This window comes from Streptomyces sp. NPDC005799 (assembly GCF_040630525.1).
In the GTDB taxonomy this organism is placed as follows: domain Bacteria; phylum Actinomycetota; class Actinomycetes; order Streptomycetales; family Streptomycetaceae; genus Streptomyces; species Streptomyces griseorubiginosus_B.
The window spans coordinates 16,008-29,672 of sequence record NZ_JBEXXQ010000052.1; the positions used below are offsets into that span (position 1 = coordinate 16,008).

Annotated in this window: 15 protein-coding genes and 1 pseudogene; 4 read left to right on the top strand and 12 right to left on the bottom strand. The window is 72.5% G+C overall.

Going from position 1 to position 13,665, the window contains the following annotated elements:
- Nucleotide 1: 1 nt before the first annotated feature.
- The 4 genes from ABZ453_RS38185 to ABZ453_RS38200 all read right to left on the bottom strand — a co-directional run bounded on the left by ABZ453_RS38185 (nucleotide 2) and on the right by ABZ453_RS38200 (nucleotide 5,165).
- The gene (locus ABZ453_RS38185) at nucleotides 2-2,053 is read right to left on the bottom strand and encodes a beta-galactosidase (protein WP_359022571.1); all 2,052 of its coding nucleotides are present in this window, start codon (nucleotides 2,051-2,053) and stop codon (nucleotides 2-4) included.
- A gap of 162 nt (nucleotides 2,054-2,215) precedes the next feature.
- Complete coding sequence (locus ABZ453_RS38190; RefSeq protein WP_359022573.1) at nucleotides 2,216-3,283, bottom strand: LacI family DNA-binding transcriptional regulator; 1,068 nt, start codon at nucleotides 3,281-3,283, stop codon at nucleotides 2,216-2,218.
- Between the two features lie 207 nt (nucleotides 3,284-3,490).
- Nucleotides 3,491-4,366, bottom strand: a complete 876-nt coding sequence (locus ABZ453_RS38195; RefSeq protein ID WP_359022575.1) for a fructosamine kinase family protein — start codon at nucleotides 4,364-4,366, stop codon at nucleotides 3,491-3,493.
- Nucleotides 4,367-4,427: 61 nt separating this feature from the next.
- Nucleotides 4,428-5,165: an ANTAR domain-containing protein gene (locus ABZ453_RS38200; protein WP_359022577.1), complete on the bottom strand. Its 738-nt coding sequence runs from the start codon at nucleotides 5,163-5,165 to the stop codon at nucleotides 4,428-4,430.
- 132 nt (nucleotides 5,166-5,297) lie between these two features.
- Between ABZ453_RS38200 and ABZ453_RS38205 the strand changes: the two genes are divergently transcribed.
- Nucleotides 5,298-5,648 (top strand): helix-turn-helix domain-containing protein, encoded by a 351-nt coding sequence (locus tag ABZ453_RS38205; RefSeq protein WP_359022579.1) that lies wholly within the window; start codon nucleotides 5,298-5,300, stop codon nucleotides 5,646-5,648.
- A gap of 39 nt (nucleotides 5,649-5,687) precedes the next feature.
- Here ABZ453_RS38205 and ABZ453_RS38210 read toward each other — a convergent pair whose 3' ends face one another.
- Nucleotides 5,688-6,338 (bottom strand): phosphoribosyltransferase family protein, encoded by a 651-nt coding sequence (locus tag ABZ453_RS38210; RefSeq protein WP_359022581.1) that lies wholly within the window; start codon nucleotides 6,336-6,338, stop codon nucleotides 5,688-5,690.
- A gap of 160 nt (nucleotides 6,339-6,498) precedes the next feature.
- Between ABZ453_RS38210 and ABZ453_RS38215 the strand changes: the two genes are divergently transcribed.
- The gene (locus ABZ453_RS38215; protein WP_356765727.1) at nucleotides 6,499-6,801 is read left to right on the top strand and encodes a hypothetical protein; all 303 of its coding nucleotides are present in this window, start codon (nucleotides 6,499-6,501) and stop codon (nucleotides 6,799-6,801) included.
- 19 nt (nucleotides 6,802-6,820) lie between these two features.
- Here the strand turns inward: ABZ453_RS38215 and ABZ453_RS38220 are convergent, their stop codons facing one another.
- Both ABZ453_RS38220 and ABZ453_RS38225 read right to left on the bottom strand, forming a co-directional pair.
- Nucleotides 6,821-7,585, bottom strand: coding sequence for a hypothetical protein (locus tag ABZ453_RS38220; protein WP_359022584.1), 765 nt, complete (start codon nucleotides 7,583-7,585; stop codon nucleotides 6,821-6,823).
- 75 nt (nucleotides 7,586-7,660) lie between these two features.
- Entirely contained in the window at nucleotides 7,661-8,086 is a 426-nt protein-coding gene (locus tag ABZ453_RS38225) for a CBS domain-containing protein (protein WP_359022586.1), read from the bottom strand.
- Between the two features lie 141 nt (nucleotides 8,087-8,227).
- Between ABZ453_RS38225 and ABZ453_RS38230 the strand changes: the two are divergent.
- Nucleotides 8,228-8,592 (top strand): annotated as a pseudogene (locus ABZ453_RS38230) (hypothetical protein); the annotation flags it as partial.
- 10 nt (nucleotides 8,593-8,602) lie between these two features.
- Here the strand turns inward: ABZ453_RS38230 and ABZ453_RS38235 are convergent.
- Both ABZ453_RS38235 and ABZ453_RS38240 read right to left on the bottom strand, forming a co-directional pair.
- Nucleotides 8,603-9,106: a MarR family winged helix-turn-helix transcriptional regulator gene (locus ABZ453_RS38235; RefSeq protein WP_359022588.1), complete on the bottom strand. Its 504-nt coding sequence runs from the start codon at nucleotides 9,104-9,106 to the stop codon at nucleotides 8,603-8,605.
- Between the two features lie 23 nt (nucleotides 9,107-9,129).
- Nucleotides 9,130-10,458, bottom strand: a complete 1,329-nt coding sequence (locus ABZ453_RS38240; protein WP_359022590.1) for an acyltransferase — start codon at nucleotides 10,456-10,458, stop codon at nucleotides 9,130-9,132.
- Between the two features lie 398 nt (nucleotides 10,459-10,856).
- Between ABZ453_RS38240 and ABZ453_RS38245 the strand changes: the two genes are divergently transcribed.
- On the top strand, nucleotides 10,857-11,261 hold the full coding sequence (locus ABZ453_RS38245) for an ATP-binding protein (RefSeq protein WP_359022592.1): 405 nt from the start codon (nucleotides 10,857-10,859) through the stop codon (nucleotides 11,259-11,261).
- Between the two features lie 6 nt (nucleotides 11,262-11,267).
- Here ABZ453_RS38245 and ABZ453_RS38250 read toward each other — a convergent pair whose 3' ends face one another.
- From ABZ453_RS38250 to ABZ453_RS38260, 3 genes are all read right to left on the bottom strand, one after another.
- Nucleotides 11,268-11,969, bottom strand: coding sequence for an SDR family oxidoreductase (locus ABZ453_RS38250; RefSeq protein WP_359022594.1), 702 nt, complete (start codon nucleotides 11,967-11,969; stop codon nucleotides 11,268-11,270).
- Between the two features lie 129 nt (nucleotides 11,970-12,098).
- Nucleotides 12,099-12,662 (bottom strand): PadR family transcriptional regulator, encoded by a 564-nt coding sequence (locus ABZ453_RS38255; protein WP_359022596.1) that lies wholly within the window; start codon nucleotides 12,660-12,662, stop codon nucleotides 12,099-12,101.
- 155 nt (nucleotides 12,663-12,817) lie between these two features.
- Entirely contained in the window at nucleotides 12,818-13,612 is a 795-nt protein-coding gene (locus tag ABZ453_RS38260; RefSeq protein ID WP_359022692.1) for an SGNH/GDSL hydrolase family protein, read from the bottom strand.
- Nucleotides 13,613-13,665 lie beyond the last annotated feature (53 nt).

Below are 13,665 nucleotides of genomic sequence, written 5' to 3' on the forward strand. Positions count from 1 at the left end.
CTCACTCCTCGAGCACCTTCACGTCCCAGGGCCCCAGTGGCACACCGTCGTCGTACACGGTGTCCGTCACCACGTCCCGCAGGGACCCGGGTACGGGCACGGACACCGGCTCCCACGACCAGTTGTGCAGGAAGCGGACCCGGCGGCCGTCCGCGGCGGTGGCCGTGGTCGAGGTGACGCTCGGATGGGCGGGGCGCCAGGAGTCGGCCGGGGCGGTCCAGTCGAACAGGGCCTGGGCGAAGTCCGGGTCAGGGACCGTGCCGACGTGGGTGACACGGCCCTTGCCGTGCGGGTGCGTGGTGACCGCGGGCCACCGGCCGAAGTGCGGGTGGACGTACCCGGCCAGTTCCTCGGCACCCTGCGGGCGCAGACCGTCCGCCCAGTACAGGGCGCGGGCCTCCGGCGGGAGGGCGAGGGTGGCGGTGCCGCTGACCGGCAGGGGTCCGTCGAGGTTGCTGAACTCGTCGTACGTCACCCCGGCCGCCTCCGCCAGACGCGCGGGCTGGGCGTCGGTGCGGGCCCGGGCCTCGTGATCGGCGTAGGCGGTACGCGGACCGAGGACGAGGTGGCCGCCCCGCTCGGCGTAGGCCTTGAGCCGGTCGAGGACCGCGTCGTCGGCCGCGTAGTAGGCGGGGACCACCAGGACGGGTGGCAGGTCGGCGTCGGCGAGTTGGCCCGGGTGCAGGATGCGGGACTGCAGGCCCGCGTCGAAGGCGCCCCGGTAGAAGGCGTCGAAGATCCTCTCGTACGAGCGCGCGTCCGGGCCGCCGTCCGCGTCGGCGAGGGGCGGCTGCCCCTGCAACGCCCACTTGCTGGGGCCGTCGTAGAGGAACGCCACGTCGGCGTCCGGGGTCAGCTGGGCCGCCAGCTCCCCGGCCTTCTCCAACTCGGCCCCGAGAGCGGCTAGTTCGCGGTAGACGCGACCGGGCCGGCCGTTGTGCGGGAGGATGCCGCCCCAGTAGGTCTCGGCGCCGAAGTGCAGGGTGTGCCAGTGCCAGTACTCGATCATCGAGGCACCGCGCGAGATCAGCGCCCAGGCGGCCTGGCGCCACTGGCCGTCGTAGGCAGGGCGGTTGTTCCAGGAGAAACCGATCGCCTGCGCGTTGGTCTCCGTCACCAGGAACGGCTCCTGACGGGAGGAGTACATGCGGTCGGCGCTGCGGTACAGGGCCCAGGTGCCGTTGGTCGTCCAGTCCTGGCCGGAGCTGCCCCGGTCGGGCAGGGCGAGGGCGTCCTGCATCGTGTAGTAGGGGTTGCCCGCCGTGACGTCGAGGCGCTCGGTGAGCCGGTCGTCCTCCACGCCCGGACGGTCGTAGGAGATGCAGGTGGTGACGAACTGGCCGGGGCCGGCGTACTCGCGCACGATGTCGGCCTGCCAGGCGATGAACTCCGTGACCAGACGGGCCTGGAAGCGGCGCCAGGCGAGGTCGTACTGCGGCTGGGCGTTGCCGTCCGGCCGCCACAGGTCGGCCCAGGTGGACAGCCGGTGCGACCAGTAGACCAGCCCCCACTCCCTGTTGAGGGTCTCCACATCGCCGTACCGCGCGCGGAGTTCATCGGTGAAGCGCTGGAACACGCCATGGTTGTGCAGGAGATGCAGGCCCGGTTCGTTGTCGATCTGGAAGCCGATCACGGCCGGGTGGTCGGCGTACCGAGCGACGACCTTGCGGATGATCCGCTCGGCGTGGAAGCGGAACGCCGGGTGGGTGATGTCGACCTCCTGGCGGGCACCCCAGCCGATGCGCTCACCCGTGCGGGCCTCCCCGGTGATCTCCGGGTACTGGCGGGCCAGCCACGGCGGCACGGCGTACGTCGGCGTGCCCAGTATCACCGAGATGCCCCGCTCGTGCGCGCCGTCGAGCACCGGCTGGAGCCAGTCCAGGTCGAACCGTCCGCTCTCCGGCTCCCAGGTCGACCACACCGATTCGCCGACCCGGATGACCGTGAAGCGCGCCTCGGCCATCAGGTCGAGGTCGTCCTTCAGCCGCTCGTGGGGCTGGTACTCGTGGTAGTAGGCGGCGCCGAACAGAACGCGGCGAGGAAGCGGGAACATCGTTCTCCAAACGGTGATTGACGCACCGTCAGCCCTCAACGGCCCGTGGACAGTCCTTCGAGGAGCTGTTTGCGCAGGACGACGAAGAGGGCGACGGGCGGCGCGGGCGGGCAGGGCTGTCCGGGCCCGCGGCGGGGGTGCCGGGGCCGTTCGGCCGGGGGGTCAGCGGCGGGGCGGGGCGGGTCCGCGGGCCGGTCCGGTGGAGGCCCGTAGGGTCAACTCGACGGCGGGGGCGATGGGTTCGGTGGGAGTGGGCCGTCCTTCGATCATGGCGACGAGCACGTCGATCGCTCGCTCGGCGATGACGGTGAAGTCCTGGCGGACGGTGGTCAGGGGCGGTGAGAGGTAGGCGGCGGCGGGGATGTCGTCGAAGCCGACGACGCTCACGCCGTCCGGGACGGACACTCGCGCGTCGGCGAACGCCCGCAGCGCACCGATGGCCATGTCGTCGTTGGCGGCGAACACGGCGGTGATGTCCGGGAGTTGGGCGAGCCGTCGTCCTGTGGCGTAGCCGGAGGCCGGGGTCCAGTCGCCGGCCTCCGGCAGGGGCGGTTCGGGTGCGCCGGCGGCGGCGAGGGCCTCGCGCCAGCCCCGCACACGGTCACGGGCGGCCCACCAGTCCTGCGGACCGGGGATGTGCCAGACGGTGCGGTGGCCCAGGGAGAGCAGGTGCTCGGTGGCGATCCGGGCGGCGAGGGCGCCGTCGGCGCCGACCACCGCGCTGACGCCGCCGGTCTGTTCCAGCCCCTCGGCGAGGCTGACGACGGGTACGTCCGCGCTGATTCTGAGCGGGGTGCCGTCGTCGATGGGCTCGGACAGGATGATGCCGTCGACGCCCTGTTCCAGCAGCGCCTCCACGGCGACCGGGACGCGCTGTCCTTCCAGGGTGCTGGCCACGGCGAAGGAGTAGCCCGCCCGCTGCATCGCCCGTTCCAGCGCGATGAGCAGGGTCGAGGGGCCGTACAGGGCGGTGCCCAGGGAGACGACGCCGATGCGCCGGTAGCGGCCCAGGAGCAGGGCGCGCGCCGCGTTGTTCGGGCGGTAGTCCAGCTCCTCGATGACCCTCAGCACGCGGTCGCGCACCTCGGGGCTGACGTGCGGTTCCCCGTTGACCACCCGCGACACGGTCTTCTGTGAGACGCCGGCCGCGCGGGCGACCTCGGTCATGCCGGGGCCGCGACGGCGACGCCCGGAACCGTCCGGGGTCCCCGCGGTTCTGCTCGTGGCCATGCGCTCTCCCGCGGATTCCCTGTCGTGACTACGTAGTCAATCGAGCCCGGCCGTGGGGTCGGCCGCTTTGACTACGTAGTCAGGCCAGTGTCGGGAAGAACGATGGCCGCGTCAATGGGTCTGTACGGCCAACGGGTCTGTACGGACAACGGGTCTGTACGGACAACGGGTCTGTACGGAGACGAAGCCGCCGACGTCGGTTGCGGGTCATCGCGCGAGCGCCGCCCGGGTCACCGCGAGGGCCTGCTCGGCGTAGGAGCGGCCGAACAGCACGGCGTGGACCAGCAGGGGAAAGAGCTGGTGCAGCCCGACGCGGTCCCGCCAGCCGTCCGCCAGCGGCGCGGCCTGCCGGTAGCCGTCCAGGACATGGTCCAGGTGCGGACAGCCGAAGAGGTGGAGCATCGCGAGGTCGGTCTCCCGGTGGCCGCCGTGCGCTGCCGGGTCGATCAGCCAGGCGTGGCCGTCGGCACCCCAGAGCACATTGCCGTTCCACAGGTCGCCGTGCAGCCGGGCGGGGGGCTCGGCGGGACCCGCCAGGCCGGGCAGCCGCTCGCAGAGGCGCTCGACGGCGGACGTCTCGGCGCGGCGGATCACGCCCCCGTCGACCGCGGCACGCAGATACGGCAGCACCCGGTGCTCGGCGTACCAGCGAGGCCAGTCGGCGCCGGGGACGTTCCGCATCGGAGCGAGCCCGATGTACGCGTCGACGGGTCCCTCGGGCGGCGGCGCCCCGAACGCGGGTGCGCCGGCCGCGTGCAGTGCGGCCACATCGCGCCCGAACTCCTCCGCCGTCCGTGCCGTCGCCTGGCCCTGCGGTACGAGGTCGGTGACCAGCCAACTCCCCTCGCACCCGAGGACGTTCGGAACGCGAACCGTGCCCGCGTCCGCCAGCCAGCGCAGTCCCGCCGCCTCGGCCCGTACGGCGTCGGGCTCGTCGGCCCGCTTCACCAGCACCGTTCCACCGCCGTCGAGGGCGACTTCGGTGACCGCACCGGACAGCGGGCGCTCACCGCGCACCGCACGTCCGGTCAGCCGCGCAGCCGCCGCAGCGGGCCCGTCACCGGCCGGCGCCCGTCCGCTCATGCGGTGCGCCGCCGGACGGTCACCGGAGCCGCGGGGCTCACCGTCGAGGACCCGGGCCGACTCATGCGGGCGGAGCCTCCATCACCCGGCGGGCCTGCGTGACCGCGGCCGCCACCTGCTGCCGGACCTCCTCGGGCAGCGGCATCCCCCGTACCGTGCCCACCAGGTCCTGCGCCAGCACGTGCAGCTTGGTGTTGGTGTTCTGCGACGCCGTGACGAGCACGGTCCATGCGGCCTCCGGACTCAGGTTGAACGTGGCCATCAGGATGCCCCGGGCCAGATCGATGCCGGGCCGGGTCCGCATCGCACGCCGTAACTCGGTGACCTCCCTGCGCAGTTCGCCGTCGACGTCCACGCGCGGAAACCGCTCGTCCGGGGCGGCCCCGGCGCTCTGAGAGGCGGGCCCGGCCTGCGGGAACAGCTCCCGGGCGCCGGTCAGTTCCAGAAGCCGGTCGACCGAGGGACAGCTCACGCGCAGGGTCACCGTCTTGCCGTGGTCCATGGCCCGCCGCCGCAGATCGAGCAGCAGATTGAGCCCTGCGCAGTCGCAGAACCCGACCTCACCCAGGTCCAGGTCGACGCCTCCGGCCGAGTCGTCGAGCGCCTCCTCCAGACGGTCCCACAGCTGCCGGCTGCCGAAGTCGAGCTCGCCGTCGATCCGGATGTCCGTGCGCTCGCCGACCGGCAGCACATGGATCGTCGCGAGGCACGGCGGCACGGACGACGTGGCGACGCCGACCGCCATGTCGTCGGCGTCCCGCGTCGTACGGGGCCGCGCCGCGTGCGCAGGCTCCGCCATGGCGTCTCTCCCTCCCGTGCTCGCCCGCCTTCGACTCCAAGGTTCCCCGCTTCGGCCCACATACGTCAACCAATACCGGAAACGCAGTACGTGTTTTTGAATGCGTGAACACCGGGTCGCTAGAGTGGGGGCATGGATGGAGTGCCCGAGCCACACACCGGATGGACGTTCATCACGAATCACGCGCGGGTGCTGGCCGCCATCGCGGACAACCCCAGCGCCCGAATCCGCGACATCGCCGCCCACTGCCGCCTCACCGAACGCGCCGTCCAGAAGATCATCGCCGACCTGGAGCAGGCCGGATACCTCTCCCACACCAGGGAGGGACGCTCCAACACGTACCGGATCGACCCCAGCAAGGTGCTACGGCACCCGGCCGAGGCCGGCCTCACGGTGGCGTCGCTGCTCTCGCTGCTCATCCAGGCCGAGGCGGACCGCACGACCACCGCTCAGCCGGACTCCCGCCCGCGCGCCTCGGCCTGAGCGAACGGCGGTCGCGACCGGCCCGGGTGGCCGCGCGGGTCAGTGGTCGGCGGTCTCGCCGAGGGCCGTCAGGACGTCCTCGTCCGTCAGCTGCTCGAACTCCTCGTAGCACAGGCCGACCGCCATGAAGTCGTCCGGCCGCTGCAGACAGATCACCGCGTCCGCCTCCGCGCGCAACAGGTCCGCTGCCTGCGGCGAGCAGACCGGGGCGGCCAGCACGACCCGCTCGGGTGCCTGTCGGCGTACGGAGCGCAGGGCGGCGCGAGCCGTGACGCCGGTGGCGAGCCCGTCGTCCACCACGATCACGGTGCGGTCCGCCAGGTCGGGGGCGGGGCGGTCCTGCCGGTAGCGGCGCAGGCGGCGCCGGAGCTCCTCGCGTTCCCGCTCGACGACGGGTGCCAGTTCGGCCTCGGTCAGGCCCAGCTGGTCCAGGGTGTCGTCGTCGAAGAGCGGCTCGTCGTCCCCGGCGATCGCGCCCACGCCGAGCTCCTCCTGGAAGGGGGCGCCGATCTTCCGTACGACCAGCACGTCGAGCGGGGCGTCCAGGGCCCGCGCCACCTCACGAGCGACGGCGACACCGCCTCTCGGCAGGGCCAGGACCAGGGGGTGGGGCAGCACGCCCTTCTCCTGCTCGATCCGCAGCCGGCCGGCCAGTTCCCGCCCGGCGTGCCCGCGGTCATGGAACTGCATCGCGGTCGTCACCCCTTCCCGCACGACGTCCACGCTCTGTTGCCCGCCTACCCCGCGCGCCCCGGCCGATGCACCGCTCCCGGTCGGGCGTGCGGGTCATGGGCCGCCGGGGCGGGGGTACCCGTGCTGGTGAACGACCTCGTGTGAGGATGTTGAGGAGATGACTCGGATGCTGTTCCTCGGACTGCTCCTCCTCGGCGCGACGGGCGCCTTCACCGCCCTGGCGATCGCCGGCAACCTGTCCGGCGGCCCCGAGTACTCGGTGTCGGTGCTGGACCACCACATCGCCACCATGAACACGCTGGCGATCTTCAGCTCCGGCCTCGCGCTGGCGCTCCTGTTCTGCCTGGGTCTGGCCATGGTGAGCGGGGGCGCGCACCGCCGCCACCGCACCCCGCGGTCGTACGACACGGGCGCGAACAGTCACCTCGACGAGATGATGGGCCCGGACACCCGCGCCTGACGCGGCACGGCAGTCCCTCTCACCGGTCCCGCAGTTGTACGAGGTGGTGGAGCACCGGCATCGCGGCCGTGCGGTTCTCCCGCAGGGTGGGCCCGAGGAAGCGGTAGAAGCTGGGCTTGGTGAACTGGCGCAGGGCGACGGCGGCCAGGCCCGCGTCCCAGCGGGCGTGGGCGACGAAGCTGTAGTCCGACGCGCTCTCGTCCAGCGGCTGGAGCAGCACGGAGTTGTCCAGGCCCGTCTCGGCTGCGTACCAGCCGGCGAGGTGCTCCCAGAGTTCGGCGGTGCGCCGCGCGTCCTCCGCCACGAAGTAGGTGAACTGGAACAGGCCCTGGTGTCCGCGGTCCACGTCCGCCAGGCACTTGGCGCAGCGGGCGCTCATCTCGTGGACGTCCCGGGCCGCGTGTTCCAGCCGACGGCGCAGACGGCGATAGGCGACGCTGTCCCGTACCGGGGCGATGTCGCGTGGTGTCCGGGTCTCCACGAGCAGGACGACGTCGTAGCGGGCGCGGTGCAGTCCCTCGGGCGGGTCCCAGCCCACGGCTGGCGCGAGGGCCGCGGCCCGGTACACACTCGCCCGCTTCACCTCGGTCAGGCTGGCCAGGTCCTCCGCCTCGGCCCGCAGCAGGTCGAGCAGGTGGGACTTGCCCCGGCTGTGTCCCGGCCTGCCGACTCCGCCCGGGGGCGGCTCCACGGCGGCGGCGAGATGCAGATAGCCGGTCGGCGGCGGTTCGGTGAGCCGTGCCCGGGCGAACTTGGGGCGCGGATGAACGAGTGTGACGCTCATGGGAGTCTCCCGCCGGACGATGCGGTCCCTGACCGTGCGCCTACCCGTGCGGGCACGCCCTCACGCGGGGTGCGCTCAATGGTTCGGAGCGGCCCTGCTGATGTCCGCGAGAGCCGCACAGGGATCCTCGGTGGTGGCGAGATCGCCGATGCTGACCATGCCGACCGGGCAGCCGCCGCGCTCGACGACCGGCAGGCGACGGACGGCGTACCGGCCCATCAGCTCGATGGCGCGGTCGGTGGTGTCGTCCGGCGACAGGGTCGCCACCGGTGGCGGGGTGCAGACGGACCCGACGGTGGTGTGCTCCGGGTCGAGTCCCGCGGCCAGGGCCCGGATCACGATGTCGCGGTCCGTGAGCACGCCGAACAGGTCGCAGTCGTAGGCGACGAGCACGTCGCCCACGTCGCGCTCCCGCATCACGCGGGCGGCGCGTGCCAGGGTGGTCATGGGTTCGAGGGCTGCCGCGCCGGGCGACATCACGTCTCGTATCTTCCGGGTCATGAGGACCTCCCGGGTGCCGGAGGGAGCACAGGTGGCATGCCAGCCGCGTAGCCCGCACCGGCCCGGGTAAACCGCGCCTCCCCGGCAAGATCCACCCGGCACACTTCCCGGCCGCGCGCCCGCCTGCCCAGCCTTCGCCCCATGGACGTCGCCCACCCCTTGTGGCTGTGCACGCGCCAGATCGGCACGCGCGGCGACGGCTACCGCACGGCCGACATCAGGGCCTGGGCCGAGCGGCAGCTGACGGCCGCCCTCTCCCGCCGGCAGGACGGCAAGGGCTTCGGCGCGGGCGGCCCGGGCCCGAACCGGGCCTGCAGGGTACGGAGATGTGGCTCGCCATCGTCTGGTACCTCGCCGACCTGCTGGGCCGCTCCGACGAGCTCGGCTATCGCCCCCGCGCAGTCCACCGACCGGAACCGGCGCGCACGGGCCTGGGCCGTCACATCGGTCAACGGTGTCATGCGCAGGGTGCCTCGCGGAGACGAGCGCCGAGTCAGCGGTGGTAACCGCAGGCGCTCACCTGCGCCGCCACGGCAGCACCGTCGGGTCGTCCGCCCCGTCCACGCGGTGCAGGGCCTCGCTGATCGCCTCGCCGATCTCCGCGAACTGCCGTACCTGCTCGGGTGTGAGGGCGTCGAAGACCGCGTGGCGGACGGCCTCCACATGGCCCGGGGCCGCTCGTTCCAGCAAGGCGTGGCCCTCATCGGTGAGGACGGCGAGCTGGCCGCGGCCGTCGGCGGGATCCTCGCGCCGGTCCACGAGGCCCGCCTCGCACAGCCGGTTCACCGCGTGGGTGAGCCGGCTGCGGGTGATCTTCAGCCGCTGGGCCAGTTCGGACATACCGAGGACGCCGTCGGGCGCTGAGGAGAGGTGGGCGAGCAGGCTGTAGTCGGCGTGCGTCATGCCGGCGTCCCGCCGCAGCTGCCGGTTCAGATGGTCGGCGAGCAGGGTGGAGAAGTCGATGTAGGCCAGCCAGGCCCGTCGCTCCTCGGCGTTGAGCCAGCGTGGCGTCGTGGACATGGGCACACCCTACGGACTCGCCGTCAGGCCGCCTCCTCCAAGGCGCCCGGGGTCTCGGCGGGCCGTCGCGGTACGGAACCCTGTCCGCCCGGGGCCCGGTGGAGCAGGACCAGGGCCGCGCCCAGGACGAGACCCACGGCGGCCGGGACGGGGACGCGTCCGTCCTCGGCGAAGCCCCGGGTGGCGAAGCGGATCAGGGCGAGGACGGTCGCGGCGAGACCGGGCCACAGGAGCCAGGCGCGATACGGGCCGGTGTCCGGGCGGATGTGCTCGTACCGTGCCACCAGGGCACCCTCCGAAGGGCGCAGCGCCGACACGAGGAAAGTGAGGAGCGCGCCGAGCACCAGCAGCCAGGGCAGGCGCAGGGCCCACCAGGACGCGGAGTTCAGGGCGGGTTCGGGGGCGAGGCCGGTCAGGTAGAAGGCGGCCGCGGCGATCAGCACCGGCAGCATGTGCCACAGATACAGGGTCATGCTGACACCGCCCAGCGGGCGCACGACCCGCCACACCCGCTCGCGTTCGAGGAGGCGCCGGAGGGCGGGTGCGGCGAGCAGACAGGCGCCCACCTGGGCCACCGCCCAGGCCAGCATCGCCACCGACGGCGGATTGGTGTTGCTCGGGGTCTGTCCGGTCACCAGGATCAGGCTGACCGGGAAGGGGCCGAGGCAGACCAGCGCCGCGAAGACCAGCCCGCCGCCGACGGCCATCGCGGCGGGCAGCAGGCGCCCGGTCAGCAGTCCGTCATGCCAGCAGAAGCCCAGCTGGTAGGCGACGCCCCAGACGAGGACGTAGTTGAGCAGGCCCACGAAGGGCGCGTGGACGGCGAGCACGAGCGTGTCGGCGACCACCGCGACCGCGCCCAGGACCACGGGGACGGCTCGCCCCCAGCGCCGGTGGGCGGCGTGCAGCACCGGCGTCAGCGCGCTGACCAGCAGATACACCGGCAGGAACCAGAACTGCATCGCCATGGCCCAGCCGACCAGCGCGAGGGTGCCCCGATCCACGCCGACGGCTTCGCAGATCCCGACGGCGAGCAGCACCAGCCCGCTGTAGAGCCCGGTCGGCAGCAGCAGTCGTACGGCCCGCCGCCCCACCCATCCCGTGGTCGAACCGCCCGCCGTACGCGTCCGCGCCCAGGATCCGGCCGCCGCGTGTCCGCCGGCCAGGAAGAAGAGCGGCATGATCTGGAACAGCAGGGTCAGCCATTGGGTCCAGGGCACCGCGGCCAGCAACTCCGGCGCGCCCAGCGCACCGTCCGGCCCGTGCACCAGGGCCGTGATCAACCAGTGGCCGAGCACCACCAGAACGATCGCCCACGCCCGCAGAAAGTCGACGTACCGATCTCTCCCCATGCCTCGTCATGCTGCCGGAGCCCCCGGCGAAGCCGCTCCGCGAATCCCCGGCCGCAACCAATCCGTGCCCACGACGAGATCGGGAACGCCGTGTTCGGCCATTCTGGCCGCGTGCGGGCATATGCCAGACAGTTCGGCAGGACGCCGGCGTACCGCCCCCCGCCTGCCGAACGGGTATGCGTCCATCGCCCGACATACCGCCCGAACTGCTGTTTTCGTCTCATACGGCGGCCGTCGGGAACCGTGTGGCGCCTCAACGCCCGCCTGGCACCCCCCGCGTTACCGGTGGTCCCGAGGTGGCCGGAATCAGTCGGGTGTCGGGTCGGCGGTGACATTGACCTGTCACTGTGCGCTCTCCAGTGGGGAGGCTTTCGGTGTTGACAGGGGAGGGATGCTTTGTGCTGAGACGAGAGGCCTTCCGGGTGCCCCGGCACCCGGCTTCCGTGGGCTTCGCCCGGCATCGGGTACGACGTCATCTGGCCACGTGGGGACATGGCAAGGATGACGCGATCACGGAGAACGTCGTACTGCTGGCCTCCGAGCTGGCGGCCAACGTCGTCCGCCACGGACCGATCCTCGAGCGGGAGTTCGAGATATCGGTGACCGCGCGGGCCGACGGCTCCTGCTTCATAGCGGTGTCCGACCAGAGCCCGGCCCCGCCCGTGCTGCGGGACGCGCCGAGCCCGGACGACGAGCGCGGCCGCGGACTGCATCTGGTGGACCAGCTGGCCCGGACCTGGGGGGTACGGGACCGGGGACGCAACGGCAAGACCGTGTGGGCCCTGGTCGGCGCGTCCGGATAGCCCCCGCTACACAGCCAACTGCGGGTAGAGCGCCGACAGTTCGCCGGCCAGTCCCGCCTTGACCTGCCGTGAGATGTCGTCGGCCAGTACCTCGTGCGCCCCGGACTCCATGCCGTCGAGCGCGAGCGCGGCGACATCGCGGGCGGCGGACTTGGGGGCGTCGACGCGCGCGGTCAGGTCGGTGTCCACGTATCCGACGTGCAGGCCCGTGACCGCGATGCCCCGGGGCTGCAGTTCGAGGCGCAGGGAGTTGGTCTGCTGCCACAGGGCCGCCTTGGAGGCGCTGTAGGAGCCGGCGTTGCCCAGCCAGGACAGCACGGAGTGGACGTTGAGGATGTGTCCGCCGCCGTTGCGCTCGAGGACGGGCACGAAGGCGCGGGTCACCAGCAGCGGTCCGTAGAAGTTGATCTCGAACTCGCGGCGCACGTCGTCGACCGGGGTGTCGAGGAAGGGGCCGCCGACGGAGACGCCCGCGTTGTTGATCAGGACGGTGACGTCCTGCGCCCGCGCCGCCGCTGCCGCCACCGAGTCGGGGTCGGTGACCTCCAGAGCCAGCGGTACCGCATCCGGGTGCGTCACCGTGCGCGGGTCGCGGGCGGTGGCGTACACCTTGCTGGCGCCACGCGCGTACAGCTCTTCCACCAGGGCCTTGCCGATCCCACGGCTGCCGCCGGTGACGAGGACGACGGCGTCTTTGATCGCGGTCATGACCACTCCTTGAGAACGAGGATGCGCAGAACAGATACGGAAACCGATCGGTTTCATCTCACTGTAAACCGATCGGTTTCCGGACTCAAGGCCGGCCGTCTATCGAGTTTGGAAAACGAACCCCCTGGGTCAGTGCGCGGCCGCGCGCTGGTCGAGCCGCCTCAGGGCCGCCTCGCCCCACTGCACGTTCGCCCGCTCCAGCGCCAGGCCGCCCAGCAGGGTGAGGTAGGGGCCGATGCGCTCGGCATGGGTGAAGTACTCGTCCTCGCTGCGGCCGTCCAACAGCCGCTCCCTCAGCCGCTCGTAGCGGGCGAGCTTGGCGGTGGCCCGCTCGACCCGCTCGGCGACCGCGGCCCGTACGGCGTCGAGGTCGCCGATGTCGACGCACTGCACCTTGACCATCAGCTCGTCCCGGATGGCCAGCGGCTTGGCCGGGGTCGCCAGGATGTAGTCGCGCAGGACCTCCAGGCCCGCCTCGGTGAGGGAGAAGAGCCGCTTGTTGGGGCGGCGCTCCTGCTGCACGACCCGCGCCGAGACCAGCCCCTCGCCCTCCATGCGCTCCAGCTCCCGGTAGAGCTGCTGCGGGGTGGCCATCCAGAAGTTCGCCACCGAGGCCTCGAACCCCTTGGCGAGGTCGTAGCCGGACGCCTCGCCCTCCAGCAGTGCGGCCATCACCGCGTTGCGCAATGCCATTGCCCCAAATTAACACCGCGTTGATTAATCAAAGAGGTGACCAAGGCCCCCCAAGGGGCGCGGGGCTGTACCGACATGCGGCCCCGCAGCAGGGGCGCGACCAGCCACGACGGCCCGCAGACGGCAGACGGCAGACGGCACTCCCGGCGGAGCTCTCAGATGCCCTCGGCCGGCGCGGTCACCGGAAGCAGGGCGGGGCGCTTGGGCCGGCGTCCGTCGCCGGAGGAGCGGCCGCGTGCGCGGCGGACGATCCAGGGTCCGAGGAAGGTTCCGGCCCAGCGCAGTTCGGCGCCGACGGCCCGCAGGCCCGAGCGGGGCGCCGTGCCGGGCGGCAGGGGCCGGGTCCAGCCGTCGTCGCTGTCCGGCAGGGCGAGGGCATGGGCGACCGCGGCGGCGATCAGCGCGTGACCCTGGGGGCTGGCGTTCAGCCGGTCGGCGCTCCACAGCCGCGGATCGGTCACCGCCGGGTGGGGCGAGGAGTCGGCCACCAGGACGCCGTGCCGCCGAGCGGCCTCACGGATGCGGGCGTTCAGGGCGAGGACCCGGGGCGCGAGCGGCCGGGCCAGCGGGGCGATGCGGCCGATGTCGGGGAAAGTGAGCGTGGCCACGCGGGCACCCCGTGCGGTGAGCGCGGCGAACATCGCCTCCAGATGGCCGGCCACCTCGTCCGCGTCGAACCGGGGCCGCAGCACGTCGTTGACCCCGGCGACGACCGTGGCGAGGTCGGGCTCGAGCGCCAGGGCGGGCGCCAGTTGCCCGTCCCGCACCTGCCCGGCGAGCCGGCCGCGGACGGCGAGGTTGGCGTACAGCAGGCCCGGGCTGTCCCGGGCGATGCGCTCGGCGAGCCGGTCGGCCCACCCTCGCAACCCCCCGAGTTCGTCCCCGTCGCCCACCCCCTCGGTCTGGCTGTCCCCCAGGGCGACGTACCGCAGATACCCGCTGCCGGCCATGAAGCCCCCAGTCGACGCGCCATCAGTCATGCGACTAGTCACCTATTCGCATT

Bases quoted from the DNA above. Each gene is read 5' to 3' on its own strand.
- ABZ453_RS38185 (WP_359022571.1), bottom strand. From the start codon at position 2,053: ATGTTCCCGCTTCCTCGCCGCGTTCTGTTCGGCGCCGCCTACTACCAC.
- ABZ453_RS38190 (WP_359022573.1), bottom strand. From the start codon at position 3,283: ATGGCCACGAGCAGAACCGCGGGGACCCCGGACGGTTCCGGGCGTCGC.
- ABZ453_RS38195 (WP_359022575.1), bottom strand. From the start codon at position 4,366: ATGAGCGGACGGGCGCCGGCCGGTGACGGGCCCGCTGCGGCGGCTGCG.
- ABZ453_RS38200 (WP_359022577.1), bottom strand. From the start codon at position 5,165: ATGGCGGAGCCTGCGCACGCGGCGCGGCCCCGTACGACGCGGGACGCC.
- ABZ453_RS38205 (WP_359022579.1), top strand. From the start codon at position 5,298: ATGGATGGAGTGCCCGAGCCACACACCGGATGGACGTTCATCACGAAT.
- ABZ453_RS38210 (WP_359022581.1), bottom strand. From the start codon at position 6,338: ATGCAGTTCCATGACCGCGGGCACGCCGGGCGGGAACTGGCCGGCCGG.
- ABZ453_RS38215 (WP_356765727.1), top strand. From the start codon at position 6,499: ATGACTCGGATGCTGTTCCTCGGACTGCTCCTCCTCGGCGCGACGGGC.
- ABZ453_RS38220 (WP_359022584.1), bottom strand. From the start codon at position 7,585: ATGAGCGTCACACTCGTTCATCCGCGCCCCAAGTTCGCCCGGGCACGG.
- ABZ453_RS38225 (WP_359022586.1), bottom strand. From the start codon at position 8,086: ATGACCCGGAAGATACGAGACGTGATGTCGCCCGGCGCGGCAGCCCTC.
- ABZ453_RS38235 (WP_359022588.1), bottom strand. From the start codon at position 9,106: ATGTCCACGACGCCACGCTGGCTCAACGCCGAGGAGCGACGGGCCTGG.
- ABZ453_RS38240 (WP_359022590.1), bottom strand. From the start codon at position 10,458: ATGGGGAGAGATCGGTACGTCGACTTTCTGCGGGCGTGGGCGATCGTT.
- ABZ453_RS38250 (WP_359022594.1), bottom strand. From the start codon at position 11,969: ATGACCGCGATCAAAGACGCCGTCGTCCTCGTCACCGGCGGCAGCCGT.
- ABZ453_RS38255 (WP_359022596.1), bottom strand. From the start codon at position 12,662: ATGGCATTGCGCAACGCGGTGATGGCCGCACTGCTGGAGGGCGAGGCG.
- ABZ453_RS38260 (WP_359022692.1), bottom strand. From the start codon at position 13,612: ATGGCCGGCAGCGGGTATCTGCGGTACGTCGCCCTGGGGGACAGCCAG.